This window comes from Sphingopyxis sp. PAMC25046 (assembly GCF_004795895.1).
GTDB lineage: Bacteria > Pseudomonadota > Alphaproteobacteria > Sphingomonadales > Sphingomonadaceae > Sphingopyxis.
Map to the genome: position 1 here is coordinate 3,962,422 of NZ_CP039250.1, position 25,016 is coordinate 3,987,437.

General features: G+C 64.8%; 25 protein-coding genes and 1 pseudogene. 16 read left to right on the plus strand and 10 right to left on the minus strand.

All coding sequences use genetic code 11. The features are described 5' to 3' along the window. Positions 1 to 4 precede the first annotated feature (4 nt). From E5675_RS18590 to hisB, 5 genes are all read right to left on the minus strand, one after another. A complete protein-coding gene (locus tag E5675_RS18590; protein WP_136175815.1) occupies positions 5 to 1,093 on the minus strand; it encodes an ionic transporter y4hA in 1,089 nt (362 codons plus the stop codon). Between the two features lie 65 nt (positions 1,094 to 1,158). Beyond that, complete coding sequence (hisF, locus tag E5675_RS18595) at positions 1,159 to 1,923, minus strand: imidazole glycerol phosphate synthase subunit HisF (protein ID WP_136175816.1); 765 nt, start codon at positions 1,921 to 1,923, stop codon at positions 1,159 to 1,161. A gap of 115 nt (positions 1,924 to 2,038) precedes the next feature. Next, positions 2,039 to 2,785 (minus strand): 1-(5-phosphoribosyl)-5-[(5-phosphoribosylamino)methylideneamino]imidazole-4-carboxamide isomerase, encoded by a 747-nt coding sequence (gene hisA, locus E5675_RS18600; RefSeq protein WP_136175817.1) that lies wholly within the window; start codon positions 2,783 to 2,785, stop codon positions 2,039 to 2,041. Then, positions 2,773 to 3,381, minus strand: coding sequence for an imidazole glycerol phosphate synthase subunit HisH (hisH, locus tag E5675_RS18605; RefSeq protein WP_136175818.1), 609 nt, complete (start codon positions 3,379 to 3,381; stop codon positions 2,773 to 2,775). The genes hisA and hisH overlap by 13 nt, the downstream gene beginning before the upstream one ends. A gap of 9 nt (positions 3,382 to 3,390) precedes the next feature. Next, entirely contained in the window at positions 3,391 to 3,978 is a 588-nt protein-coding gene (gene hisB / locus E5675_RS18610; protein WP_136175819.1) for an imidazoleglycerol-phosphate dehydratase HisB, read from the minus strand. A gap of 97 nt (positions 3,979 to 4,075) precedes the next feature. On the opposite strand from hisB, the gene E5675_RS18615 reads away from it, so the two are divergent. Genes E5675_RS18615 through E5675_RS18630 form a run of 4 tightly spaced genes read left to right on the plus strand, consistent with a single transcriptional unit; the run spans position 4,076 to position 6,669 of the window. Then, positions 4,076 to 4,558 carry a ClpXP protease specificity-enhancing factor SspB gene (locus tag E5675_RS18615; protein ID WP_037556249.1) on the plus strand — a complete coding sequence of 161 codons (483 nt, stop codon included), beginning with the start codon at positions 4,076 to 4,078 and terminating at the stop codon, positions 4,556 to 4,558. Positions 4,559 to 4,562: 4 nt separating this feature from the next. Further along, positions 4,563 to 4,874, plus strand: a complete 312-nt coding sequence (locus E5675_RS18620) for a hypothetical protein (RefSeq protein WP_136175820.1) — start codon at positions 4,563 to 4,565, stop codon at positions 4,872 to 4,874. Continuing rightward, complete coding sequence (gene fumC, locus E5675_RS18625; RefSeq protein WP_136175821.1) at positions 4,871 to 6,262, plus strand: class II fumarate hydratase; 1,392 nt, start codon at positions 4,871 to 4,873, stop codon at positions 6,260 to 6,262. The genes E5675_RS18620 and fumC overlap by 4 nt, the downstream gene beginning before the upstream one ends. A gap of 38 nt (positions 6,263 to 6,300) precedes the next feature. Beyond that, a complete protein-coding gene (locus E5675_RS18630; protein ID WP_136175822.1) occupies positions 6,301 to 6,669 on the plus strand; it encodes a hypothetical protein in 369 nt (122 codons plus the stop codon). A gap of 145 nt (positions 6,670 to 6,814) precedes the next feature. Here E5675_RS18630 and E5675_RS18635 read toward each other — a convergent pair whose 3' ends face one another. Beyond that, positions 6,815 to 7,378 carry a DUF2585 domain-containing protein gene (locus tag E5675_RS18635; RefSeq protein ID WP_136175823.1) on the minus strand — a complete coding sequence of 188 codons (564 nt, stop codon included), beginning with the start codon at positions 7,376 to 7,378 and terminating at the stop codon, positions 6,815 to 6,817. Positions 7,379 to 7,428: 50 nt separating this feature from the next. Between E5675_RS18635 and gmk the strand changes: the two genes are divergently transcribed. After that, positions 7,429 to 8,091 carry a guanylate kinase gene (gene gmk / locus E5675_RS18640; RefSeq protein ID WP_136175824.1) on the plus strand — a complete coding sequence of 221 codons (663 nt, stop codon included), beginning with the start codon at positions 7,429 to 7,431 and terminating at the stop codon, positions 8,089 to 8,091. Positions 8,092 to 8,275: 184 nt separating this feature from the next. On the opposite strand, the gene E5675_RS18645 is transcribed toward gmk, so the two are convergent. The 4 genes from E5675_RS18645 to E5675_RS18660 all read right to left on the minus strand — a co-directional run bounded on the left by E5675_RS18645 (position 8,276) and on the right by E5675_RS18660 (position 12,126). Then, positions 8,276 to 8,713: an acyl-CoA thioesterase gene (locus tag E5675_RS18645; protein ID WP_136175825.1), complete on the minus strand. Its 438-nt coding sequence runs from the start codon at positions 8,711 to 8,713 to the stop codon at positions 8,276 to 8,278. Between the two features lies 1 nt (position 8,714). Then, positions 8,715 to 9,497 (minus strand): SDR family NAD(P)-dependent oxidoreductase, encoded by a 783-nt coding sequence (locus E5675_RS18650; RefSeq protein ID WP_136175826.1) that lies wholly within the window; start codon positions 9,495 to 9,497, stop codon positions 8,715 to 8,717. Positions 9,498 to 9,608: 111 nt separating this feature from the next. Then, positions 9,609 to 10,778, minus strand: a complete 1,170-nt coding sequence (locus E5675_RS18655; RefSeq protein WP_136175827.1) for an acetyl-CoA C-acetyltransferase — start codon at positions 10,776 to 10,778, stop codon at positions 9,609 to 9,611. A 193-nt stretch (positions 10,779 to 10,971) separates the two neighbouring features. Beyond that, the gene (locus E5675_RS18660; protein WP_136175828.1) at positions 10,972 to 12,126 is read right to left on the minus strand and encodes an acyl-CoA dehydrogenase family protein; all 1,155 of its coding nucleotides are present in this window, start codon (positions 12,124 to 12,126) and stop codon (positions 10,972 to 10,974) included. 261 nt (positions 12,127 to 12,387) lie between these two features. Between E5675_RS18660 and E5675_RS18665 the strand changes: the two genes are divergently transcribed. From E5675_RS18665 to E5675_RS18715, 11 genes and pseudogenes are all read left to right on the plus strand, one after another. Further along, positions 12,388 to 13,257: an SMP-30/gluconolactonase/LRE family protein gene (locus E5675_RS18665; protein ID WP_136175829.1), complete on the plus strand. Its 870-nt coding sequence runs from the start codon at positions 12,388 to 12,390 to the stop codon at positions 13,255 to 13,257. 239 nt (positions 13,258 to 13,496) lie between these two features. Next, entirely contained in the window at positions 13,497 to 15,695 is a 2,199-nt protein-coding gene (locus E5675_RS18670; RefSeq protein ID WP_136175830.1) for a M3 family metallopeptidase, read from the plus strand. A 116-nt stretch (positions 15,696 to 15,811) separates the two neighbouring features. Further along, positions 15,812 to 15,961: pseudogene (locus E5675_RS18675) on the plus strand (transposase); the annotation flags it as partial. Positions 15,962 to 15,999: 38 nt separating this feature from the next. Beyond that, positions 16,000 to 16,608 (plus strand): hypothetical protein, encoded by a 609-nt coding sequence (locus E5675_RS18680; RefSeq protein WP_136175831.1) that lies wholly within the window; start codon positions 16,000 to 16,002, stop codon positions 16,606 to 16,608. Positions 16,609 to 17,026: 418 nt separating this feature from the next. Next, the gene (locus tag E5675_RS18685) at positions 17,027 to 17,929 is read left to right on the plus strand and encodes an SPFH domain-containing protein (RefSeq protein ID WP_136175832.1); all 903 of its coding nucleotides are present in this window, start codon (positions 17,027 to 17,029) and stop codon (positions 17,927 to 17,929) included. A 9-nt stretch (positions 17,930 to 17,938) separates the two neighbouring features. Further along, a complete protein-coding gene (locus E5675_RS18690) occupies positions 17,939 to 18,142 on the plus strand; it encodes a toxin-antitoxin system HicB family antitoxin (RefSeq protein WP_136175833.1) in 204 nt (67 codons plus the stop codon). 1 nt (position 18,143) lies between these two features. Continuing rightward, positions 18,144 to 18,386 carry a hypothetical protein gene (locus E5675_RS18695; protein WP_136175834.1) on the plus strand — a complete coding sequence of 81 codons (243 nt, stop codon included), beginning with the start codon at positions 18,144 to 18,146 and terminating at the stop codon, positions 18,384 to 18,386. A gap of 84 nt (positions 18,387 to 18,470) precedes the next feature. Next, positions 18,471 to 19,142, plus strand: coding sequence for a ribulose-phosphate 3-epimerase (rpe, locus tag E5675_RS18700; RefSeq protein ID WP_136175835.1), 672 nt, complete (start codon positions 18,471 to 18,473; stop codon positions 19,140 to 19,142). Positions 19,143 to 19,145: 3 nt separating this feature from the next. Then, entirely contained in the window at positions 19,146 to 20,924 is a 1,779-nt protein-coding gene (locus E5675_RS18705; RefSeq protein WP_210727564.1) for a heparinase II/III family protein, read from the plus strand. A 196-nt stretch (positions 20,925 to 21,120) separates the two neighbouring features. After that, the gene (locus E5675_RS18710) at positions 21,121 to 23,967 is read left to right on the plus strand and encodes a TonB-dependent receptor (protein WP_136175836.1); all 2,847 of its coding nucleotides are present in this window, start codon (positions 21,121 to 21,123) and stop codon (positions 23,965 to 23,967) included. Beyond that, a complete protein-coding gene (locus E5675_RS18715) occupies positions 23,967 to 24,971 on the plus strand; it encodes a phytase (protein ID WP_136176576.1) in 1,005 nt (334 codons plus the stop codon). Before E5675_RS18710 ends, E5675_RS18715 begins: the two co-directional genes overlap by 1 nt. Positions 24,972 to 25,016 lie beyond the last annotated feature (45 nt).

Consider the following 25,016-nt stretch of genomic DNA (forward strand, 5'->3'; position numbering starts at 1 on the left):
CGATTTACGGCACAAACGTCGTGAACAGATAGATCGCGAAGAGCATCAGGTGGATCACCCCCTGCAACACGGTCGTCCGGCCGTTCGCCAGCGTCTGCACCGACACGATCAGCGAGAGGAAGAGCAGCACGGTCGATTTGGCGTCGAGGCCGAGGCCGATCGGCAGGTCGGCGACGATCGACAGGATCGCGACCGCCGGGATGGTGAGCCCGATGGTAGCGAGCGCCGATCCCAGCGCGAGGTTGAGGCTGGTCTGGAGGCGGTCGGCCTTCGCCGCGCGCACCGCCGCGAGCCCTTCGGGCGCGAGGATCAGCGCCGCGATCAGCACGCCGAGCACCGCGGGCGGCGCGCCCCAGTCGGCAAGCAGCGCGCCCATCACCGGCGAAAGATTTTTGGCGAGCAGCACGACCGCGACGAGGCTGGCGAGGAGCAGCGCGCCCGAAATGGCGGTGCGCTGCATGCTCGGCGGCGGGGCGTGCGCGTCGGGTACGCCGTCACCGTCAGCATCGCCGTCGGGAAGGAAATAATCGCGGTGGCGGACCGTCTGGACGAGCGCGAAGGTCGCGTAGAGGATCAGCGACACCACGGCGACGAAACCGAGCTGGGTTGCCGAATAGAAGGGGCCCGGCACGCTCGAGGTAAAATTGGGCAGCACCAGCGTGACGACCGTCAGCACCGTCAGCGTCGCAAGCGCGGCGCCCATGCCGGTGCGCTGGAAACGCTGTTCGTGATGGCGGATCGCCCCGCTCAAAAGGCAGAGGCCCATCAGGAGGTTGAGGATCACCATGACCGCCGCGAACACCGTGTCGCGCGCGAGCGTCTGGGCCTTTTCGGGTTCGGCCTGCATCAGGGTGAGGATCAGCCCGACCTCGATCACCGTCACCGCGAGCGCGAGGATCAGCGTGCCGAAGGGTTCGCCGACGCGGTGCGCGATCACCTCGGCATGGTGGACCGCCGCGACGACCGCGCCGCAGAGGATGAAGGCGACGAGCCAGGGGTTGAGCGGCATCGCAAGGCTCGCCATCGCGGCGACGAAGCCGAGGATCGGAAAGATGTCGTTGGTGCGATCGGCGAGGCGGAGCTTTGCGGTCATCGGGCTTCTATTGCAGCCGCTTTCGCGCCTGAATACCCCCAGTCCGATTTTTTGGGGGACGCAATTTAATGCGCGCGCACCGGCAGCCCCGCCGCGGCGAGCCGCGCATGGGCCTCGGCCACCGTCGCTTCGCCGAAGTGAAAGATGCTGGCGGCGAGCACCGCGCTGGCGCCGCCTTCGATCACGCCGGCGACGAGATGGTCGAGGTTGCCGACGCCGCCCGATGCGATCACGGGCACACTGACCGCGTCGGCGATCGCGCGGGTGAGCGCGAGGTCGTAGCCGTCCTTGGTGCCATCGCGGTCCATGCTGGTCACGAGCAGCTCGCCCGCGCCGAGGGTGGCGAGGCGGACGGCGTGTTCGAGCGCGTCGATCCCGGTGGGCTTGCGGCCGCCATGGGTGAAGATTTCCCAGCGGGCGTCTTCGACCCGCCGCGCGTCGATGCTCCCGACCGCGCACTGGCTGCCGAACCGATCGGCGATGTCGGCGACGAGTTCGGGGCGTGCGACCGCGGCGCTGTTCACCGCGACCTTGTCGGCGCCCGCGAGCAATAGCGCGCGCGCATCGTCGGCGCTGCGCACGCCGCCGCCGACGGTGAGCGGCATGAAGCAGACCTCGGCGGTGCGCGCGACCATGTCGAGCAAGGTGCCGCGGCCCTGATGGCTGGCGCTGATATCGAGGAAGCAAAGCTCGTCGGCGCCCGCGGCGTCATAGGCGCGCGCGGCCTCGACCGGGTCGCCCGCGTCACGCAGATCGACGAAATTGACGCCCTTGACCACGCGCCCGTCGGCGACGTCGAGACAGGGGATGACGCGGACGCGGACGGTCACGAACCCGCCCCCCCAACCCCGTTCGTGTCGAGCGAAGTCGAGACACGCCGAAGCAAAGCGCCCAGCCAGGAGGTGTCTCGACTACGCTCGACACTAGCGGAGAAGAGGGCGTTTCTCACGCCCGCCCCATCGCAATCGCTTGCTCAAGGTCGAGGCGGCCGTCGTAGAGTGCGCGGCCGGTGATCACGCCCTCGATGCCGTCGGCTACGTGCGGGCGAAGCGCATGGATGTCGCCGATGTCGGCGACGCCGCCGCTGGCGATCACGGGGATGCTCACGGCCTTGGCGAGCGCCACGGTCGCCTCGACATTGCAGCCCTTGAGCAGCCCGTCGCGGCCGACGTCGGTGAAGAGCAAGGCGGCGACGCCGGCATCCTCGAAGCGGCGCGCGAGATCCTCGACGCGGACGTCGGAGACGTCGGCCCAGCCCTCGGTCGCGACCATGCCATCGCGGGCATCGACGCCGACGACGATCCGGCCGGGCAGGTCGCGCGCGGCGGATTTGACGAATTCGGAATCCTTGAGCGCGGCGGTGCCGATGATCACGCGCTCGACGCCGAGCGCGAGCCAGCGGTCGACGCCTTCGCGATTACGGACGCCGCCGCCGACCTGCACCTTGCCCGGAAAGGCCGCGATGATGCTCTCGACCGCCGCGCCATTGACGCTTTCGCCCGCGAAGGCGCCGTCGAGGTCGACGACATGCAGGTGCGACGCGCCCGCATCGGCGAAGAGGCGCGCCTGCGCCGCGGGATCGTCGCCATAGACGGTCGCGCGCGCCATATCGCCCTCGGCGAGCCGCACGACCTGCCCGCCCTTGAGGTCGATCGCGGGGAAGATGGTCAGGCCAGAATCTACGGGCGCCATGCGAGGAATCTCTCTAGTGTCGCGAGGCCGTAGGCCTGGCTTTTTTCGGGGTGGAACTGGACGCCGACGATATTGTCCTTCGCCACCGCCGCCGCGAAGGTCGAACCATGGCTGCTCGTCGCGGCGACATGCGCGGCATCGGCGAAATGATAGCCGTGGAGATAATAGGCCTCGCCCGCCGCGATCACCGGGTGCGCGAAGGTTGGAACGACGTCGTTCCAGCCCATGTGCGGGATGCGGAGGCCCGGCGCCGGATCGAAGGCGCGCACCGTACCGCCGATCCAGCCGAGCCCCTTGTGCGTCCCATGCTCCTCGCCCGCGTCGGCGAGCAATTGCATGCCGACGCAGATGCCGAGGAAGGGCGCCCCCTCGCCGCGCACGCGCTGCTCCATCGCCGCGATCAGTCCCCGAATCGCCGAAAGCCCGTTCATGCACGCGGCGAAGGCGCCGACGCCGGGCAGCACGATGCGGTCGGCCTTGGCTACGACATCGGGATCGGCGGTGACCGCGACATTGTCGGCGCCCGCCGCGACGAGCGCATTATGCACCGAGCGAAGATTGCCCGCGCCATAGTCGATCAGGGCAACAACGCTCATGGATGGCCCCTAGAGAACGCCCTTGGTCGAGGGGATCGCGTCGCCCTTGCGCGGGTCGATCTCGACCGCCTGCCTCAAGGCACGCGCAAGCGCCTTGTACATGCTTTCGGCGATGTGATGGTTGTTCTCGCCATAGAGCATTTCGATGTGCAGCGTGATGCCCGCGGTCTGCGCGAAGCTGTGGAACCAGTGCGGAAACATCTCGGTATCCATCTCGCCGAGCCGCGGCTGCGAGAAGCTGGATTTATAGACGCAGTGCGGGCGTCCCGAAATGTCGAGCACGCAGCGCGTCAGCGTCTCGTCCATCGGCGCGTGCGCCTCGCCATAGCGGGCGATGCCGCGCTTGTCGCCGAGCGCCTTGGCCACCGCTTCGCCGAGCGCCAATGCGCTGTCCTCGACCGTGTGGTGCTGGTCGATATGAAGGTCGCCCTTCACGGCCATCGAAATGTCGATCAGCGAGTGGCGCGACAATTGTTCGACCATATGGTCGAGGAAACCGATGCCGGTGGACACCGAATATTCGCCCGTCCCGTCGAGGTTGACGGTGATCGCGATATCCGTTTCCTTGGTCGTGCGCTGGACGGTGGCGGTTCGCATGGGCGACCCCTTAGAGCGTCTGTTTCGCGTTGCAAGGCGATTCTCCCCCCTTGACCCCCCTTGACCCGCACGCGGCGCGCGTTCATCCCCCTTCGCCATGAGTGATGACGTTCGCGACAGCCTGATTCCCTATGACGAAATCGTGCAGGACGCGCTGCGCGCCGTGGTCGGCCGCGTGCTGAGCCAGATCGAGGGTTACGACAGCCTGCCCGGCGAACATCATTTCTATATCACCTTCAAGACGCAGGCCCCGGGGGTCGACATCCCCGCGCATCTGATCGCCAAATTCCCCGACGAAATGACGATCGTGCTGCAGAACCGTTTCTGGGACCTGAGCGTCGAGGAGGATCATTTCCGCGTCGGCCTGTCGTTCAACCAGACGCCGTCGATGCTGACGATCCCCTATGCCGCGATCACCGCCTTCGTCGATCCGTCGGTCGATTTCGGGCTGCAGTTCCAGGTCAGCGACGACGAGGCCGCGCAGCCCGAGCCGCACGACGAAGCCGACAATGACCGCCCCGACGTCACGAGCGAGGACGGGTCGAACGTCGTGACGGTGGATTTCGGCAAGAAGAGATAGCGTCGTGGGCCCGCTCTGGCCCCCGAGCCGCTTCTGGCAATATTGGGCACTCGCCGGAATGCTCGTGCTGACCGGCGCCTTCTGGTGGGGCGTCGAGGGTTATGCGCTGTTCGAGGGCGACTATGCGGGCGGACAGATCGCCGACGGACTGCTGCGCTTCAGCCTGCTGGTGCTGACGCCGGCGCTTGTACTCGTCTGGCTTGCCGCCGCATGGCTGCGCCGCCGCATCGGCGAGGGCGGCTATTGGCAGTTGCTGGGTCTCGTCGCGATGATCTGGGCGGGTGCGGTTCTGGTGACAAGGATGCTGGTGGCATGAGCGCGCGAATTGAAAGCGACAGTATCGGAGAGATCGAGGTTCCCGCCGAGGCCTATTGGGGCGCGCAGACGCAGCGATCGATCGAAAATTTCCCCTTCGGCGCGCGCGAGCGGATGCCGATCGAGATCGTCCACGCGCTCGCGCTCATCAAACAGGCCGCAGCACGTGTTAATCGGAACCACGGGCTCGATCCGGCGCTGGCTGACGCCATCGAAGCGGCGGCAGCCGATATCGTTGCAGGAAAATTCGACGATCAGTTCCCCCTCGTCATCTGGCAGACGGGCAGCGGCACCCAAAGCAATATGAATGTCAACGAGGTGATCGCCGGGATCGCCAATGAACGGCTCGCCGGGACCCGCGGCGGCAAGTCGCCGGTGCATCCGAACGATCATGTGAATATGAGCCAGTCGTCGAACGACAGCTTCCCGACCGCGCTACACGTTGCGGCAGCCCTCGCGCTGCGCAGCCACTTGCAACCCGCCATCCTCCAGCTTTGCAGCGAACTCGAAAAAAAGGCGGAGGATTGGTCCGATATCATCAAGATCGGTCGCACGCATCTTCAGGATGCAACACCGCTAACGCTGGGGCAGGAATTTTCGGGCTATGCGGTGCAGCTTGCCAAGGCGAGCGTGCGCATCACGAGCGCGTCGACGGACATATTCCATTTGGCGCAAGGCGGGACCGCCGTCGGGACCGGTCTTAATGCCCCCGCCCAATTCGGCGAGGACATAGCGCGCGAGATCAGCGCGCTTGCGGGCGTTGAATTCTCCAGCGCAACCAATAAATTCGAAGCGCTGGCAAGCAACGACGCGCTCGTCGAACTTTCCGGTGCCCTCAATGTAATCGCCGTCTCGCTGACCAAGATCGCAAACGACATTCGCCTTATGGGCTCGGGGCCGCGCGCCGGATTGGGCGAACTCGACCTGCCAGCCAACGAGCCCGGCAGCTCGATCATGCCCGGCAAGGTCAATCCGACGCAGTGCGAAATGCTGACGATGGTTGCGGCACAGGTGATCGGCAACCACCAGGCTGTGACCGTGGGCGGACTGCAGGGGCACTTGGAACTCAACGTCTTCAAGCCGCTGATAGGCGCCAATGTGCTGCGTTCGATCAATCTGCTGAGTACCGGCATGACAACGTTCGCCGAACGCTGCGTCGCCGGAATCGAGCCCAACCGGACACGTATCGCCGAGCTGGTCGATCGCTCGCTGATGCTCGTCACCGCGCTGGCGCCCGAAATCGGCTATGACAAGGCGGCGAAGATCGCGAAACATGCGCATGAAACCGGCGGCACATTGAAAGAAGCCGCGCTCGATCTCGGCTATGTCGATGCCGCGACTTTCGACCGGGTGGTCGATCCGCGCACGATGCTGGGATCGGAACCCTGAGCCGCCCTTGCGAATTGAAGAGGGGAAGGAGAGACAAGATGATCGGTCGCATCGTAGGCGGCGTCCTGGGCAGCGCCATCGGACGGAAGCAGGGCAACCATCCCGTCGCGGGTGCCGTGATCGGCGCTGGCACATTGTTCGCCGCGCGGCGCCTGTTCCCGCAGCGCTATGCGGTGCTGGCGGCGACGGTCGCGGGCGCCTATCTCACCAAGAAATGGGCCGAACGGTCCGAAGCGCGCAAGGCGGCGGCGGAAGCGCATGCGCTCGATCCCGAGCTCGCGAATGCAGGCGTCGTCGACACCTATGCGGGCACCGCGAAGGTGCCGACCGACGGCGAGACGATGGGCGACGCGCTGCCGCCCGCGATCCCGGTGGACGCAAACGGGAAACGGCCGGCGATACATTGAAAATAGCAGCGCGCGTAATCCGCAGCACCCTAATCCCGTTCGTGTCGAGCGAAGTCGAGACACCGTCGGTGTTGCGCGAGGCTGATGGGTGTCTCGACTTCGCTCGACACAAACGGGACGATAGGCGGACTAAACGCGCTCTGTACTAACCCGCCTGCCACTCCTTCACCGCCTCGATCGGCGACACCAGCATCAGCACATTGAGTGTCAGATTGTCGCGGATCGTCCACAACGTGAAGAGTTCGAAGGCGATCGCGATCGCCACCGTCGCCCACCAGCGCATCCGGCTCGCCGCGAGGAAGCCGAGGATCATGAAGAGCGCGTCGCTGACCGAATTGAGGATCGAATCGCCCGAATAGCCATAGGCCATCGTGACTTCGCGATAGCGGTCGATGATGACGGGCGAATTTTCGAGGATTTCCCACGCCGCCTCTATCCCGATCGCTAGCGCAAGTGCGACCCACAAGGGCTGGCGCGGGATCAGCCAGCGCGACAGGCCGAAGAAGAGGAAGCCATGGATGACATGGCTGAAGCTGTACCAGTCCGAAATCTGCTGGCTGTTCTGGTTCGATTGGACGGTGCCGTGCCACAGGCTTACGCTTCCGCACGGGCAGATCGGCGGGCGTCCCATCGCGAAAAGGATCGCGGCGAAAAGGACCATCAGTGCCGCGGCGACCAGCCAGCCCCGTCTTGAAACCCCAAGGATCATCGCCGCCCCTTCCCGCTTGACCGCGCCCGTCTCTCGCGCAATTAGCGCCCATGGCTGAAAGCGTCCACCTGAACCGCCGCGGCGTGTTGTTCGTCCTTTCCTCGCCGTCGGGCGCGGGCAAGACCACCATCTCGCGCATGATGCTCGAGGCCGACAAGGATATCGCGCTGTCGATCTCGGCGACGACGCGCCCGCCGCGCCCCGGCGAGGTCGACGGGGTCCATTATCATTTCGTCGATGTCGAAACCTTCAAGAAGATGGCCGCCGACGGCGAGTTCCTCGAATGGGCGCATGTCTTCGGCCACCGCTACGGCACGCCGCGCGCGCCGGTCGATGCGATGCTCGAGGCGGGCAAGGATGTGCTGTTCGATATCGACTGGCAGGGCGCGCAGCAGCTTTATCAGGAAGCCGGCCCCGACGTCGTGCGCGTGTTCGTGCTGCCGCCGACGATGGAGGAGCTCGAACGGCGGCTGCGCGCGCGCAACACCGATAGCGACGAGGTGATCGCGGCGCGGATGGAACGTGCGGCGAACGAGATCAGCCACTGGGACGGCTATGACTATGTCCTCATCAACGACAATGTCGAAGGCTGCTTCGACGAGGTCCGCGCGATCCTGCGCGCCGAGCGATTGAAGCGCCGCCGTCAGATCGGGCTGATCGGTTTCGCGCGCGATTTGATCCGGTCGGTGCCCGATGCGGACAAGAAGCTCTGATTTTCCCCTCCCCCTTGATGGGGGAGGCAGCGAGACTTGGCAGCTTGCTGCCTAGTCGCAGCGGCGAGGGTGCGGTTTCGGCCTGAGACGGGCAGTGCCATGACGCACCATCACCCTCATCCAGCTTCGCCTAGCGCCTTCGGCGCAAGGCTCCGTGTCCTTCTCCCATCAAGGGAGAAGGAACCTAGACCGCCTTCGCCAGCTTCTCTTCGAGCTCCGCGACCATCTCCGCGCGCAGCGGCTTCGCCTGCCCGTCGGTGCGGCACACCACCACCGTGTCGCAGGTCGCGATGGCGCGGCCGTTCTGGAACATCGCCTGGACGATCGTCCAGCTCGAGGTACCGAGGCGGCCGATGCCGGTCGCGATCTTTACCGGGTCGGGGAAATTGCCCTCGGCGAGATAGTTGATCTCGACCGCCGCGACCATCGTCCGCTCGTTCGCGGGACGTTCGCCCAGCGGGCGTACTTCGCGGTTGAGCAAGACGCGACCACTTTCGAACAGCGCAGCGAAGGCTACATTGTTGAGGTGGCCGTTGATGTCCATGTCCTGGAACCGCGTTTGCAAGTCCAGATGGACGGGGTAGCTGGCGGCGTTCAGCCGCCAGCTCTCCGGTTTCGGCATATCAGCGCGGCGCCATGCGGATGCCGCCGTCGAGGCGGACGTCCTCGCCGTTGAAATAGCCATTCTCGATCATGCACATGGCAAGGTTGGCATATTCGACCGGGTTGCCGAGGCGCTTCGGATTGAGCACCGAGGCTCCCAGCGCGTCGCGGACATTCTGCGGCGCGCCCGCGAGCAGCGGGGTATCGAAGATGCCCGGCAGGATCGTGTTGACGCGGATATTTTCGCTCGCGAGGTCGCGCGCGATGGGGAGGGTCATGCCGACGACGCCGCCCTTCGACGCGGAGTAAGCCGCCTGACCGATCTGGCCGTCCTCGGCCGCGACCGACGCGGTGTTGACGATCGCGCCGCGCTCGCCGTCTTCCATCGGGTCGAGCGTCAGCATGCCCGCCGCCGACTTGGCGATGCAGCGGAAGGTGCCGACGAGGTTGATCTGGATGATCCAGTTGAAGGCATCGAGCGGGAAATGCTTGATGCTGCCGTCTTCCTTGCTGCGGCTCGCGGTCTTGATCGCGTTGCCGGTGCCCGCGCAGTTGACGAGGATGCGCTCCTGGCCGTGCGCTTCGCGCGCCTTGGCGAAAGCGGCATCGACCGACGCGTCGTCGGTGACGTTGCATTCGCAGAAGACACCGCCGAGTTCGGCGGCAATGGCTTTGCCCTTTTCTTCCTGCAGGTCGAAGATCGCGACCTTGACGCCCTTCGCGGCGAGCGCGCGTGCGGTGGCAGCGCCAAGGCCCGAGGCGCCGCCGGTGACGACGGCGGATACGGTGGAATCGAGTTTCATCTATTCAGTCTCCCTAATTCGTCGCCCCCGCGAAGGCGGGGGCCGTTGGCAGCCTCTCGCTGCCCCGATAGCGGCCCCCGCCTTCGCGGGGGCGACGCTGATTGCTTCAGATCAAAGCCGTTCGACGATCGTGACGTTGGCCTGGCCGCCGCCTTCGCACATCGTCTGGAGGCCATATTTGCCGCCCGTCGCGTCGAGCACGCCGAGCAGGGTCGCCATCAGCTTGGTGCCCGAAGCGCCGAGCGGGTGGCCGAGCGCGATCGCGCCGCCGTGCTGGTTGATCCGCGCGGGATCGGCGCCGAGATATTTGAGCCAGGCGAGCGGCACCGGCGCGAACGCCTCGTTGACCTCATAGGCGTCGATGTCGCCGATCTTCATGCCCGCCTTTTTCAGCGCGCGTTCGGTCGCGAACAGCGGCTCTTCGAGCATGATCACCGGGTCGCCCGCGGTGACCGAGATGTGGTGGATGCGCGCGCGCGGCGTGAGATTGTGGTCCTTCAGCGCCTGTTCGGAGACGACGAGCGCCGCCGAGGCGCCATCGCAGATCTGGCTGGCCGACGCCGCGGTGATCGCGCCGCCTTCCTGAAGCAGCTTGACGCCCGCGATGCCTTCGAGCGTCGCATCGAAGCGGATGCCTTCGTCGATCAGGTGCATTTCGCGGCCTTCGGGGGTGTCGATCTCGACCCCGACGATCTCGCGCTGGAAGTGCCCCGCCTCGGTCGCGGCGGCACCGCGGCGATGGCTTTCGAGCGCATAGGCGTCGAGGTCCGCCTTGGTCAGGCCGTGCTTCTTGACGATCATCTCGGCGCCCATGAACTGGCTGAACATGATGCCGGGATATTTTTCCTCGAGCCGCTCGGACTTGTAGTGGCCGAGGCCCTCTTTCATGAACAAGGTCGCGACGCTGCCCATGGGCACGCGCGTCATGCTTTCGATGCCGCTGGCGAGCACGATGTCCTGCGTGCCCGACATCACCGCCTGCGCCGCGAACTGGATCGCCTGCTGCGACGAGCCGCACTGGCGGTCGATCGTCACCGCGGGGATCGAGTCGGGGAGCTTCGAGGCGAGCACCGCGTTGCGGCCGACGTCCATCGTCTGCTGGCCGCCCTGGCTGACGCAGCCGGTGATGACGTCGTCGATCGCCTTGGTATCGAAATCGTTGCGGTCGGCGATCGCGTCGAACACCGCGGCGCCGAGGTCGACGGGATGGACGCCGGCAAGGCGGCCGCCGCGCTTGCCGCCCGCGGTGCGGACGGCGTCGACGATATAGGCTGTGGCCATGGGAGAATTCCTTTCACCTTCTTCCCTCTCCCCTTGCGGGAGAGGGATGTTGAGACTTGGCAGCTTGCTGCCTAGTCGAAGCCGGGAGAGGGGTCGCGCTTCAGCGCAACCGTAAGAACCCCTCTCAAGACTTGCTAGGCGGCAAGCCGCCAAGCCAAGTCTTTCTCTCCCGCAAGGGGAGAGAGTTTTCTCGTCAGAGCTTGCGCCCGATCAGTTCCTTCATGATTTCGTTCGTGCCGCCGAAGATGCGCGTCACGCGCGCCGCGCGCCAGGCGCGGGCGATCGGATATTCGTTCATGTAACCCGAACCGCCGAACAGCTGGAGGCATTTGTCCATCACCTCCCACTGAAGGTCGGTGTGCCAGAGCTTCGCCGCCGCGCCCTCTTCGGGGGTCAGCTCCTTTTTCATGTGTCGCGCGAGCGCCCAGTCGAGATGCGCCCAGCCGACCTGCAGCTTGGCCTTCAAATCGGCGAGGACGAAGCGGCTGTTCTGGAAATCGAGGATCGGCTTGCCGAACGCCTTGCGCTCGCGCGTATATTCGACCGTGTCGTCGAACGCGCGCTGCGCCGACGCCTGCGCGCTGACCGCGATCGAAAGCCTCTCCTGCGGCAGTTCGCTCATCAGATAGATGAACCCCTGCCCCTCTTCGCCGAGGCAATTGGTGATCGGCACGCGAACGTCGTTGAAGAAGAGCTCCGACGTGTCGGCCTCGTCCTGACCGATCTTGTCGAGGTTGCGGCCGCGCTCGAAACCCTCGCGGTCGGCCTCGACGAGCACGATCGAGACCCCCTTCCACGCCGGTTCGACCTCGGTATCGGTCTTGACGCAGACGAGGATCAGGTCGGCGTTCTGGCCGTTGGTGATGAAGGTCTTCGACCCGTTGATGACATAATGATTGCCATCCTTTTTCGCGGTCGTGCGCATCCCCTGAAGGTCGGAGCCGGTGCCCGGTTCGGTCATCGCGATCGCGGTGATCGTCTCGCCCGACACCATCCGGGGCAGCCAGTGCTTCTTCTGCTCTTCGCTGCCATATTTGACGATGTAGCTGGTGACGATGTCCGACTGGAGCGAGAAGCCGGTCGTGGCGCGGCCGTAATAGGCGCTTTCCTCGTCGACGATCGCATTATAGCCAAAGTCGAGGCCGAGCCCGCCATATTCCTCGGGAACCGTCGGGCAGAGCATGCCGATCTCGCCCGCTTTCGGCCAGATCGACTTGGGCACGATCTTGTCCTCGGCCCATTGCGCGGCGTTCGGGGCGACTTCCTTTTCGAGAAACTGGCGCACCGTCGCGCGGAACGCCTCATGATCCTCGTTATAGGCGAAACGCGACAGGCTATCGAGCGACATTGATCTTCCTTTCCCTGAGGGCGACCGAACGCAAGCGGGGAGTCGGCCGCATCTTCCCGATCAAAAGACCTTACGTTTACGTCCACGTCAAGTAGAAAGACGCTACGGCATGAAGTTCTCCGTCGCCCCCCGCGAAGGCGGGGGCCGCTATCGGCATTGCGCCAGGTTGCCAGCGGCCCCCGCCTCCGCGGGGGCGACGAATAGCTTTTCAGGCCGCTGAACCGCTGGGCAGTTCCGCTCCGCCGCGCTAGAGCCCGGCGCATGGTCGAATTGCTCCTCGACGCCGGCGCCTTGCTCGGCGAATCACCCGTCTGGCACGCCGCCGAAGCCCGCCTCTATTGGGTCGATATCGACGCCCGAAAAATCCATCGCACCGATCCCGCGACGGGCGCCGACGAGGTCATGGAGCTTCCCGAACAGGTCGGGTGCATCGCGCCGCGCGCCGCGGGCGGGCTCGTCGCGGCGCTGGAAAATGGTTGCGCGCTGATCGACGGCTGGGGCGCGGCGCCGCGCCCCTTCGGCCCGGCGGTGCTCGCGGACAAGCCCGAGCAGCGTTTCAACGACGGGCGCGTCGATGCGCTCGGCCGCCTGTGGGTCGGCAGCCTGACGAGCGACAAGGCGAACCCGGCCGCGACGCTCTACCGCCTCGACCCCGACGGGTCGCTGACCGAAATCCTGCATGGGCTGACGACGAGCAACGGCGCGGCATTCAGCCCCGACGGGCGCATCTTCTATCACGCCGACACGCCCACACACGCGATCCGCGCCTATGACGTCGACATGGCGGCGGGCACGCTGGCGGGCGGCCGCGTCTTTCATCAATTCGAGTTCGGCAACGGCCGCCCCGACGGCGGCGCGGTCGATGCCGAGGGTTGCTATTGGTCGGCGCTGTGGGACGGCTGGCGCGTCGTGCGCTTCTCGCCCGCGGGCGAGCTGATCCAGACGGTCGAGCTGCCCGTCCAGCGCCCGACGATGATCGCGTTCGGTGGACCCGATCTCAAGACCGCCTTCGTCACCAGCGCGGGCAAGAATCTGACCGACGCGGAGCGCGAGGAGCAGCTGCACGCGGGCGGGGTGTTTGCTTTCCGCGTGGATGTGCCGGGGCTGGCGCAGAAGATGTTTGCAGGATGAATAAATCCTCCCTGCGGCGAAGCCGTGGGGAGGTGGCAGCGGCGTAGCCGCTGACGGAGGGGCCACAACGCGACGTTGCCGCCCCTCCACCACCGCTTCGCGGCGCCCCCCCCTCCCCATCGCTTCGCGACAGGGAGGATCAACCAAGCCTCCCACCCTTGCACCCCCCTGTCATATCCGGTTAAGACGGCGCCCGACATGGTTTCGTCCGAAACCTTATCCTTCGGGGAGATATGCTTATGCCGCGCGCCGCGCAGCCTTTTGTCCGTCATTTGTCGATCCTGCTTGCATCCACCGCGATGATGACGGGTTATAGCCAGATGAGCATCGCAACCGCCGCCGAACCGACCGCCGCCCCCCAGCCGGCCGCCACCGCGCCCACCGGCGCGAACCCGCTGCTTCAGCCCTGGACCGGCCCCTATGAAGGGGTGCCGCCGTGGGACAAGCTCGACCCCGAACTCTTCCCCGACGCCTTCACCAAGGGCATGGCCGAAACCAAGGCCGAGGTGCAGGCGGTGATCGACAACCCCGAAGCGCCGACCTTCGAGAACACCCATGTGCCGATGATGCTTGCGGGCGACACGATGGAGCGCCTCTTTGCGCTGTGGGGGGTGCAGACGTCGAACAAATCGAGCGACCGCGTCGAGGACATCGACGCCGAGTGGAGCCCCAAGCTCACCAAATTCTACACCGAGCTGTTCCTCGATCCCAAGCTGTTCGCGCGGTACAAGGCGGTTTACGAGAAGCGCAATTCGAGCGGGCTCAACGCGCAGCAGATCCGCATCGTCGAGCGAAGCTATGACGAGATGGTCCGCGACGGCGCGAACCTGTCGCCCGCCGACAAGACGAAGCTGGTCGAGATGAACTCGAAGCTCGAAGGCCTGTTCTCGGCCTTCTCGTCGAAGCTGCTCGGCGACGAAAAGCTCTATACTTTCGTCACCGACAAGGCCGAGCTCGCGGGGCTTGAGCCCGGCTTCGTCGCTTCGCTCGCCGAGGCCGCCGAAGCCAATGGCAAGCCCGGCCAGTGGGCGATCAAGAACACGCGCTCGTCGGCGCAGCCGGTGCTGCAGAATGCCACCAACCGCGCGCTTCGCGAAAAGGTCTACAAGGCGTTCGTGAACCGCGGCGACAATGGCGACGCGAATGACACCAATGCGACGATCGCCCAGATATTGAAGCTGCGCCAGCAGCGCGCCGAACTGCTCGGTTTCCCGACCCACGCGCATTACCGCATGGCCGACACGATGGCAAAGACCCCCGAGGCCGCGATGGGGCTGATGATGAAGGTCTGGCCCGCCGCTGTCGCGCGCGTCAAGGAAGAGGTCGCCGACATGCAGGCGATCGCCGATGCCGAGGCGAAGGCCGGCAAAGGCCCGAAAATCACGATCGAACCATGGGATTACCGTTTCTACGCCGAGAAGGTCCGCAAGGCGAAATACGACCTCGATGAAAGCGAGGTGAAGCCCTATCTCCAGCTCGACAAGCTGACCCAGGGCATGTTCTGGGCGGCGGGACAGCTTTACGATCTCGGCTTCAGGGAAAATACCGGCACGATCCCGGTGTTCGACCCCAAGGTCCGCACCTTCGAGGTCTATAACCTCAAGACGAACGAGAATGTCGGGGTCTTCTACCTCGACAATTTCGCGCGCGACGGGAAGCGTTCGGGCGCGTGGATGACGACCTATCGCAGCCAGCAGACGCTGGGCGGCGAGCGCAATGTCCTAGCCTCGAACAACAATAATTTCACCGAAGCCGCGAAGGGCGAGCCGACGCTGATCAGCCTCGACGATGCGCAGACTTTGTTCCACGAATTCGGCCACGGCATCCATTATCTGCTGCAGCAGGTCACCTATCCGGCGCTCGCCGGCGTGCCGCGCGACTTCGTCGAATATCCGAGCCAGGTGAACGAGAATTGGCTGATGACCCCCGAGGTGCTGTCGAAATATGCGACGCACTACAAGACGGGCGAGCCGATGCCGCAGGCGCTGGTCGACAAAATCCTCGCCTCCGACAAGTTCAACCAGGGGTTCACCACGGTCGAATATCTGGCGAGCGCGATCGTCGACATGAAGCTGCACGACCGCAAGACGCCGCCGGCCGATGTCGACAAGTTCGAGCGCGAGACGCTCGCCGAAATTGGCATGCCGAAGGAAATAGTGATGCGGCACCGCCTGCCGCAGTTCGGCCATCTGTTCAGTTCGGACGCCTATTCGGCGGGCTATTATAGCTACCTCTGGTCGGAAACGATGGACGCCGATACCTGGGCGGCCTTCACCGAAGCAGGCGGACCGTGGGATCGCACGGTGGCCGACAAGTTCCGCACCATCCTGCTGATGACGGGCAACGAGACCGACCGCGCCGAGGCCTATCGCGCCTTCCGCGGCCGCGATCCCGATGTGAAGGCGCTGCTCGCGAAGCGCGGTTTTCCGACCGAGTGAGGCGAACGACACTGATGCGGCAAAGGGGGCGATTTCGCCCCCTTTGTTTTGGCGTTGTTATACTTGGCGTACCCACTCCTAGAACGTAGGGTGAATCCACGTTCAGGAGATAAGCCGTGTCGAACCTTTCCGCCCCTCACTTTCACAACGAAGAAGCGGCCTACGCTTACGTAGAGGCGCGAATTTGGCCGGAAGGCCCGGTCTGCCCGCACTGTGGTGGCGTGGAGCGTATCAGCAAGATGCAGGGCAAGAGCACCCGCGTCGGCACCTAGCCGACTCACTTAAACAACGATAAGATCGCCGTATGAGGGCGGACGCAATAGACGAAGCTAATCGCGCTATCCGTTCGGCGGAGCGGGACCTTTCCCATCTCAAAAATGCCAAGAATCTGGAAGAGGCGGAGCATTATTGGGGGCACTTTTTAGAGTCAGTCTATCAAATTTACGAGAAGTTGAACGCCGGAGCGACCGGCACTCAATCGTGGCACTGGTATGCGCGCAAGGTTGAATTTCGTGAGAAAGACGAACTTCTCAGATATCTTCATGCGGCTAGAAATTGTAAAACGCATCGACTTGAAAAGATAAATGCGGAACAGCGTCAGACTTTCCTCACCGCACCGGGCGGTATTGTTATGATGAATGCGCAATATAAGGATGGAAAGTTGACGCACGATCCTTTGGAGCCCGCCGTGCCGGGTGAAAAAATCACGCTGGTGGATCGGATTATCTTCGCGGCGATACCAGTAACGAACAGAAATCCCCGCACAAGGAAACTCGAGACCCACGATGTGCCGCGCCTCCACAAGGGTAGTGTGATCAACAAGCTGTACGAGTCGATCCACCCGCTCTTTCTCGGGAATCTCGCTCTCGCTTATGCGCGGGATTTAGTCGCGGAAGCTTCCGACCTGCGCTGAAATTCCATCGCGGCGTACACCCGGCGCACGATTTCGTCGGCATCATCAAGGAAGTGCATTTCGGCGAAGCGCCTCACACCAGCCTCTACCATCCTATCGCTGACATTCAGTCGGTCGCCATCAAGCGCGCTCATCTAACACCTCTTCCCTTAGGTACACTTGGTATAATAACACCTTTGTTTTGGGCGGCTGCCGACCGGTGGCAGCCCCCACCTTACATCGTCACCCCGGGGCTTGTTCCGGGGTCCACGACTTCAGCGCTGCGATGGATCCCGGATCAAGCCCGGGATGACGAATGAGCGAGGTCGGCTCCCACCCGAAGCCGTCACCCGCAGCCTGCGCGCAAAATCCCGTTGACCATAGCCCGATTCGATATAAATATGATATCATCATTATATCGAATGATTCGGAGGGAAAGATGTTCGAAACAGGGACGCCGGCGCTGAACCGCAGCCGGGAAACACGCGCCGCCACGCAAAGCGGCTATCTGATGCTATTCGTCTGGCTGGTGCTGCTCGGGGTCGCCGTCTGGGCGGCGATCACCAACGCCAACGCCGAGGTCATGACCGCCTGGAAATGGATCGTTGTCGTCGTTGCGGGCGTCGTCGGCACGCTCATTCTCTGCGGTTTCTATCTCATCAATCCGAACGAAGCCGCGGCGATCCAGCTGTTCGGCGCCTATAAGGGCACCGACCGCGAAGAGGGGCTGCGCTGGGTGCTGCCGTGGCTGACGCGCAAGAAGATCGCCGTGCGCGCGAACAACGTCATTTCCGAAAAGATCAAGGTCAACGACGCACGCGGCAACCCGGTCGAGATGGCGGCGCAGGTCGTATGGCGCGTCACCGACACCGCGCAGGCACTTTTCGACGTCGACGATTACAAGGAGTTCGTCCTTGCGCAGATCGAGGCCGCGGTGCGCTCGATCGGCTCGCGCTATCCCTATGACGACATCGAGCATCAGGAAGTCACGCTGCGCGGCAACCATGACGAGGTCGGGGAGGAGCTGAGGAAAGCGCTGATCGAGCGGCTGAACGTCGCCGGAATCACGGTCGACGAATGCGGGCTCACCCACCTCGCCTATGCCCCCGAAATCGCCGGCGCGATGCTCCGCCGCCAGCAGGCCGAAGCGGTGATCGCAGCGCGCAAGAAGCTGGTCGAGGGCGCGGTGACGATGGTCGAAATGGCGCTCACGCACCTGTCGGAGAAGAATGTCGTCGACCTCGACGACGAACGCAAGGCGGCGATGGTGTCGAACCTGATGGTCGTGCTGTGCGGCGAACGCGACACGCAGCCCGTCGTCAACACCGGTTCGCTCTACTGAGCCTGTCCAATGCCCGCGTCCGCCAAGAAAGCCTTCGCCCTCCGTCTCGACCCGGCGCTCTACGCCGCGGTCGAACGGCTGGCCGCCGACGAATTGCGCAGCGCCAACGCCGAGATCGAGATATTGCTGCGCGAGGCGCTGGGACGGCGCGGCGTGAGCGTCAAGCAGTCGCAACCCCCGAAGCGGGGCCGGCCGCCGAAAGAGGAGAGCTGAAATGATCCACCTGTTTCTGGACAAACGCCCCTGGTTTCGGCCCAAACGCAACGGATATGGGACCGGCCTGCCGATCGCGTGGCAGGGATGGGTGCTGATGGTGCTTCATGTCGCGCTGATTACCGGCGTCGCCGTGTTGCTCCGCGAGCGGCCGTTGCTGATGACGATCGGGGTGATCGCCGCGGGGCTCGCGCCGATGCCGATCTATCGCGCGCGGACCGAGGGCGGCTGGCGCTGGCGCTAGCCCGCGCCATTTTTCTTGGCGATTGCTGTTGATAGCGCACCCGGCCCGCTTGCTCCCGACTCGCTAGATGGTTAAGGCCGGTCCATGACCGGCTCCACCACCCCCGTCCGCATTGCCCCGTCGATCCTGAGCGCCGATTTCGCGAAGCTCGGCGAGGAAGTGCGCGCGATCGAGACGGCAGGCGCCGACTGGGTCCATATCGACGTGATGGACGGCCATTATGTGCCCAATCTGACGATCGGCCCGATGGTCGTGAAGGCGCTGCGCCCGCATTCGACCCTGCCCTTCGACGTCCATCTGATGATCAGCCCCGTCGACCATTTCCTCGACGCCTTCGCCGCCGCCGGCGCCGACATCATCACCGTGCACCCCGAGGCGGGTCCGCACATCCACCGCACCGTCCAGCACATCAAGTCGCTGGGCAAGCAGGCGGGCGTCTCGCTCAACCCCGCGACCCCCGCGAAGATGCTCGACTATCTGATCGACGATATCGACCTCGTCCTGATCATGAGCGTCAATCCGGGCTTCGGCGGGCAGAGCTTCATTTCGAGCCAGCTTCGCAAGATCGAGGCGGTCAAAAAGATGATCGAGAAATCGGGCCGCGACATCCGGCTCGAAGTCGACGGCGGCATCGATGCGGGCACCGCGCCGCTCGCGATCGACGCGGGCGCCGATGTGCTCGTCGCGGGCACCGCGACCTTCAAGGGCGGGCCCGACGCTTATGCGGGCAATATCCGGGCGCTGCGCGGAGCCTGATCGATGGAGGGGAGACCGCTGACCACCGCCCCCGCCGACCCGCCGCTTGAATCCGGTGCCGACGCCGCGCCGCTCGACGACACGATCGAACCCGGCAAGCGGCTGATCCGGCTGCCCGCCGACAAGGGCCTGTCGCTCGGCGACCGCGTCGCCAATGCGATCACGCGGCTGACCTGGCGCACGCCGCTCCATGCCTTCCGGCTGAAAGGGCGCTTCCCGCTCAAGCTGCTCGGCGTGCCGGCCGATCCGGTGCCGGGCGACACACGCGCGGGCACCGCAATCCGCGCCGGGCATTTCCTGCACCGCGGGCTGAAGCTGCCGCTCGGCGAGCTCGACTTCGCCGCGCTCAATGTCGCGCCGACCTTCGCCGATTATCTGCACAGCTTCGCGTGGCTGCGCGATCTCGCCGCGACGGGGACGCGCGCCGACGGCGCCCCGATCGCCGAAGCCGTCGTGCGTCACTGGCTCGGCACGCACGGCGAAACGGTGAGCGAACCCGCGTGGAAGGCCGACAATACGGCGTGGCGTATCCTCTTCTGGGCTGCGCACGCGCCGCTGATCCTCTCGTCGAGCGACCTCGTCTATCGCTCGGCGGTGCTCAACCATCTCGCGCGCGCGGCGCGCCACCTCGACCGCGTCGCCGACAAGACGCGGCCGGGCACGGGGCAGATGGTCGCGTGGGTCGGCATCGTCGCCGCGTCGCTGCTGATGCCCGGCGGCGAGCCGCGACAGGTCTTCGGCGAAGCGGGGCTGCGCAAGGTGCTCGAAACGAGCTTCTACGCCGACGGCGGCAATATCTCGCGCTCGCCGCAGGCGCAACTCGACGCGATCATGGCGCTGTCTATGCTCGCGAAAATATATGACATGCGCCGCATTGAGGTGCCGCCCTTCGTCCAGGAAGTGCTCGCCCGCGCGGTTCCCGCGCTGCTCGGCCTCGTCCACAGCGACGGCGGCATGGGCAGCTGGCAGGGCAGCGGCGCGACCTCCGCCGCCACCGTGCAGGCGGTCGTCGATGCCAGCGGGGTGCGCACGCGGCCGCTCAAGCAGGCGCGCGACTGGGGTTATCAGCGGCTCGTCGCGAACAAGGTCGTGCTGCTCGCCGACGCGGCGCCGCCGCCGATCGCGCGCGTGACCGAAGCGGGCTGCGCCTCGACGCTCGCCTTCGAACTCAGCGACGGCGACGAGCGCATCGTCGTCAATTGCGGGGGCGCGGCGTTGACCGGCGCCACGATCCCCGCCGACCTCGCGCGCGGCCTGCGCACCACCGCGGCGCATTCGACGCTGACGCTGGGCGACGCCAATTCGACCGCGATCCTCGCCAACGGATCGCTCGGCAAGGGCGTCACCGAGGTCGAGCTCGACCGGCGCGAGACGCCGCAGGGCAGCCGCGTCGAGATGAGCCACGACGGCTATGCGCGGCGCCACGGGCTGATCCACCGCCGCCTCTTGATCCTGTCGCCCAACGGGCGCGAGCTGCGCGGCGAGGACATGCTGCTCCCTGCCCCCCGCGCGCGGCGCAAGGGCGACAAGGGCTTCACGCTGCGCTTTCACCTCGGACGGAATATTTCAGCGAGCCTGACCGCCGACAAATTGGGGGCGCTGCTGCGCGTGAACGGCGGGCCGCTATGGCAATTCCGCACCTCCGAAGGCGCGCTCGAAATCGAGCAGAGCCTGTGGGTCGACGGCGAAGGCCGCCCGCACCCGACCGAACAGCTCGTCGTCACCGGCAAGGCGCCCGCGGGCGGCGCGAGCGTGGGGTGGATTTTCAAGCATATCGGGTGACCGGCGATCCGCACCGCGGGAAATTTTGCGAAGGTAATTTCCGGCACATTCCCGTGCACTTGGCATTACCCGCCTCCTTGTGTTTCAGCAGTGTGACACTCGCGTAACACAGCGGTCATAGAGCCCTGCCACTGGCCCCTCGACTCGCCGGGAGCCAACAGGAACCGGCGATCTTCTCACTCTTCGGGGGATCTCCATGCACAAGCTTCGCACCGTCCGTTCGCGCATCCTGCTCGGCACCTGCCTTTCGCTCGCGGTCGCGTTTCCCGTGCCCGCCTTCGCCGGCGACGTCACCGGCTCCGTGACCGACGCGACCGACACGCGCGCGTTGCAAGGCGCGCAGCTGCGCATCGTCGAGCTGGGCCGCGTCGCCGAAGCCGACCGCGACGGGAGCTTCCGCTTCGCCAACATCCCCGCAGGCACCTATACGATCGAAGCGACTTACGTGGGCGCCGAGACGCGCAGGATCACCGTCGTGGTCCCCGAATCGGGCAACGCCACGGCAAAGATCGTCCTCGGCACCGACGGATCGATCCTCGTCCTCGGCCAGTCGGCGAATCAGGCGAGCGCCTTGTCGCGGCAAAAGGCCGCAGACGGCGTCGAAAGCGTGCTGACGCGTGACGCAGTGGGCCAGTTCCCCGATCAGAATGTCGCCGAATCGTTACGCCGCCTGCCCGGCGTGAACATCCTCAACGATCAGGGCGAAGGGCGCTTCGTCTCGGTGCGCGGGCTCGATCCCGAACTCAACGCGACCTCGGTGAACGGCGTCCGCCTGCCCGCTCCCGAAAGCGACGTCCGCTCGGTCGCGCTCGACGTGATTTCGAGCGACAGCATCGAGTCGATCGAGGTCAAGAAATCGCTGACCCCCGACATGGATGCCGACACGATCGGCGCGTCGATCGAGATCCACACGACGAGCGCCTTCGAGCGCCGCAAGAATCTGCTGACCGCGAAGATCGAGGGCAGCTACAATGATTATTCGGAACAGCTGACGCCCAAGGGCAGCATCGATTTCGCGCAGCGGCTCGGCGACAATGTCGGCGTGTCGGGCGGCATCTCCTATTATCAGCGCAAGTTCGAGACCGACAATGTCGAGGCCGACGGTTGGGACGTGAACGACGACGGCCAGATCACGACCGAAGAGGTCAATTACCGCGACTATGACGTCGAGCGCGAGCGCATCTCGGCCAATTTGAACTTCGACTTTCGTCTCGGTTCGTCGACGAAGCTTTATGCCCGCGGCATCTACAGCCAGTTCGACGACCAGGAGTATCGCCGCGAAACGAGCCTCAAGCTCGAGGACGCGGGCGACGTGACCGGCGACGGCGCCGATCTGGTCTACAGCGACGCCGACGGCGAATTGCAGGTCCAGCGGTCGCTCAAGGACCGTTTCGAGCGGCAGCGTATCCGCAGCCTCACGCTCGGCGGCGAGACCGACAGCGACGGCTGGCACGCGAAATATTCGGTCAGCTATGCGAAATCCACCGAGCGCGAGAACGGGTCGATAGACCCTGCGAATTTCGAACAGAGCTTCGAGGACAATGGTCTGCTGCTCGGGCTCGATTTCGCCGATCCGCGGCGACCGCTCTATACCGTCGGCGGCGATGCCGGCGCGATCGCCGACTTCTCGGATCCCGGCGCCTATGAGCTCGACAGCATCCAGGTCACCGGCCTGTCCGACTCGCAGGACGAGGAATGGGGCGCGAAGCTCGACCTCGGCCGCGAATTCGCGATGAGCAATGGCACCTTCACGATCCAGGCCGGCGCGAAGGGCCGCTGGCGCGACAAGAGCTACAATCTCGAAACCCAATATTGGGAAATGGACGATCTGACGCTCGGCGACTTTGTCGGCAACCAGACCTATCGCCTTACCAACATATCGCCGGTTCCCGACAAAAAGAGCGTGCGCGCATTCTTCAATGCCAACCGTGGCGATTTCGAACTGAACGAACTCGATTCGCTGTTCGATTCGTCCGTCGAGGATTATTCGGTGAGCGAGGATGTGGCGGCCGGCTATCTGCTCGGCCGCTGGGACAGCGACACGCTGCGCGTGATCGGCGGCGTTCGCTATGAGCATACCAAGAACGACATTCGCGCCAACACCGTCACTCTGATCGAAGAAGGCGGCGACCTGCCCGACGGATCGGAAGCCGATGACGACACCGTGATCAGCGTGCCCAATCAGTTCAAGCGCAGCTATGGTGACTGGCTACCGAGCCTGACGATCCGCTGGGAACCGCAACAGAATCTCGTGCTGCGCGCCGCAGCGTCGAAAAGCCTCGTCCGCCCGAAGCTGTCGAAACTCGCGCCGCGCTTCACCATCGAACAGAATGACGACAATGAGCGCGAGGGCGAGTTCGGCAATCCCGATCTCAAACCTTATGAAGCATGGAATTTCGACGCCGGCGTCGAATATTATCTGCCGAACAATGGCGCGCTGTCGGCGGGTGTCTTCTACAAGGACATCAAGAATTTCATCGTCGACACCAATCTGGAAGATGCGGGCGAATATAATGGTATCGCGTTCGATGAGGCGACGATCCCGATCAACGGCGACAGCGCCAAGATCTGGGGCCTCGAACTCAGCTACACGCAGGCGCTGCGCTTCCTGCCCGCGCCGCTCGACGGCTTCCTCGTGAACGCCAACTACACCTATACCGACGCGACGGGGAAGGTGCCGACCGACGGCGACATTACCGACCTGCGCGAAATCCGCCTGCCCGCGGCGTCGAAGCACACATTCAACGCGGCGCTGGGCTATGAGAAAGGGCCGGTCTCGCTGCGCCTTGCGGGCACCTATCGCTCGAAATATCTCGACGAACTCGGCGATACCGCGGCCGAAGACCGGATCGTCGACAATCATTTCCAGCTCGACCTGTCGGCCAAGGTCGACGTGACCGAGAAGGTGCAGGTCTTCTACGAATGGGTGAACATCAACAACGCCAAATATTATGCCTATAACAATGTCGGCGCGCGGCAGAATCTGCTGCAGTTCGAGCAGTATAAGTGGACGATGAAATTCGGCGCGCGGGTGAAGTTCTGATGCGCCGCCTCGTCGCCCTGCTCCCGCTCCTCTCGCTGGCCGCCTGCGCCGCCAGCGAGCCCGTGTTCACCGGCCTGCCGCCGGTGCAGGTCACCGCGAGCGGTGAGACCGCGCCGGTCGGCACGGGTAAGGCCGATGCCGCCGACGATCCGGCAATCTGGATCGATCCCGCCGATCCGAACCGCGCACTGATCGTCGCCACCGACAAGAAGGCGGGGCTGCATGTCTATGACCTGACGGGCAAGGATATCGCCTTCACGCAGGCGGGCCTCGTCAACAATGTCGACGTCGCGGGCGACATCATCGTCGCAAGCGATCGCAACGACGGGGTGAACGCGCATCTCGCAGTCTTCCGCCTCGACGCCGACAAGCCGGCGATCGTATCGCTTGGCCGCGCGGCGGCGGGCACGGGCGAGGCCTATGGCCTCTGTCTCAAGAAGACCGCCCCCGGCGCGCCGATCACCGCGGCGCTGATCGTCAAGGACGGCACGGTGCGCGTCGGCACGCTGACCGTCGACGGCACGCCGGGCTTTGCGACTGAATGGGAATACAAGATTCCGACCCAATCCGAAGGCTGCGTCTTCGACGGCGACACGCTTTATGTCGGCGAGGAAGATGCCGGGGTCTGGGAGCTGAAGCCCGATGGCAAGGGGGCGACTGCGCGCATGGTGGCGCCGGTCGACAACCAGCGCCTCGTCGCCGATGTCGAAGGCCTTGCGACGATCGATCACAAGGGCCAGCGCTACCTGCTCGTGTCGAGTCAGGGCGACAATGCCTATGCGGTCTTCAAGCTGCCTTCGGTCGAATATGTCGGGCGCTTTGCGGTCGCGGCGGGCGCATTCGGCGCAACGAGCGAAACCGACGGGATCGACGCGGTCGCGGGCGACTTCGGCGCCGCCTGGCCCGATGGCCTCTTCATTGCACAGGACGGCGACAACGCACCCAACGCTCAAAATTTCAAGCTGGTGCGCTGGGACCGGATCGCGGCGGCATTGGGGCTCTAAAAAGGGGGCGGAAGGGTTGCGATACGGACGGCGCGCGCCTAGGGG

Bases quoted from the DNA above. Each gene is read 5' to 3' on its own strand.
- E5675_RS18590 (WP_136175815.1), bottom strand. From the start codon at position 1,093: ATGACCGCAAAGCTCCGCCTCGCCGATCGCACCAACGACATCTTTCCG.
- hisA (WP_136175817.1), bottom strand. From the start codon at position 2,785: ATGGCGCCCGTAGATTCTGGCCTGACCATCTTCCCCGCGATCGACCTC.
- hisH (WP_136175818.1), bottom strand. From the start codon at position 3,381: ATGAGCGTTGTTGCCCTGATCGACTATGGCGCGGGCAATCTTCGCTCG.
- hisB (WP_136175819.1), bottom strand. From the start codon at position 3,978: ATGCGAACCGCCACCGTCCAGCGCACGACCAAGGAAACGGATATCGCG.
- E5675_RS18615 (WP_037556249.1), top strand. From the start codon at position 4,076: ATGAGTGATGACGTTCGCGACAGCCTGATTCCCTATGACGAAATCGTG.
- fumC (WP_136175821.1), top strand. From the start codon at position 4,871: ATGAGCGCGCGAATTGAAAGCGACAGTATCGGAGAGATCGAGGTTCCC.
- E5675_RS18630 (WP_136175822.1), top strand. From the start codon at position 6,301: ATGATCGGTCGCATCGTAGGCGGCGTCCTGGGCAGCGCCATCGGACGG.
- E5675_RS18635 (WP_136175823.1), bottom strand. From the start codon at position 7,378: ATGATCCTTGGGGTTTCAAGACGGGGCTGGCTGGTCGCCGCGGCACTG.
- gmk (WP_136175824.1), top strand. From the start codon at position 7,429: ATGGCTGAAAGCGTCCACCTGAACCGCCGCGGCGTGTTGTTCGTCCTT.
- E5675_RS18645 (WP_136175825.1), bottom strand. From the start codon at position 8,713: ATGCCGAAACCGGAGAGCTGGCGGCTGAACGCCGCCAGCTACCCCGTC.
- E5675_RS18650 (WP_136175826.1), bottom strand. From the start codon at position 9,497: ATGAAACTCGATTCCACCGTATCCGCCGTCGTCACCGGCGGCGCCTCG.
- E5675_RS18655 (WP_136175827.1), bottom strand. From the start codon at position 10,778: ATGGCCACAGCCTATATCGTCGACGCCGTCCGCACCGCGGGCGGCAAG.
- E5675_RS18660 (WP_136175828.1), bottom strand. From the start codon at position 12,126: ATGTCGCTCGATAGCCTGTCGCGTTTCGCCTATAACGAGGATCATGAG.
- E5675_RS18665 (WP_136175829.1), top strand. From the start codon at position 12,388: ATGGTCGAATTGCTCCTCGACGCCGGCGCCTTGCTCGGCGAATCACCC.
- E5675_RS18670 (WP_136175830.1), top strand. From the start codon at position 13,497: ATGCCGCGCGCCGCGCAGCCTTTTGTCCGTCATTTGTCGATCCTGCTT.
- E5675_RS18680 (WP_136175831.1), top strand. From the start codon at position 16,000: ATGAGGGCGGACGCAATAGACGAAGCTAATCGCGCTATCCGTTCGGCG.
- E5675_RS18685 (WP_136175832.1), top strand. From the start codon at position 17,027: ATGTTCGAAACAGGGACGCCGGCGCTGAACCGCAGCCGGGAAACACGC.
- E5675_RS18690 (WP_136175833.1), top strand. From the start codon at position 17,939: ATGCCCGCGTCCGCCAAGAAAGCCTTCGCCCTCCGTCTCGACCCGGCG.
- E5675_RS18695 (WP_136175834.1), top strand. From the start codon at position 18,144: ATGATCCACCTGTTTCTGGACAAACGCCCCTGGTTTCGGCCCAAACGC.
- rpe (WP_136175835.1), top strand. From the start codon at position 18,471: ATGACCGGCTCCACCACCCCCGTCCGCATTGCCCCGTCGATCCTGAGC.
- E5675_RS18705 (WP_210727564.1), top strand. From the start codon at position 19,146: ATGGAGGGGAGACCGCTGACCACCGCCCCCGCCGACCCGCCGCTTGAA.
- E5675_RS18710 (WP_136175836.1), top strand. From the start codon at position 21,121: ATGCACAAGCTTCGCACCGTCCGTTCGCGCATCCTGCTCGGCACCTGC.
- E5675_RS18715 (WP_136176576.1), top strand. From the start codon at position 23,967: ATGCGCCGCCTCGTCGCCCTGCTCCCGCTCCTCTCGCTGGCCGCCTGC.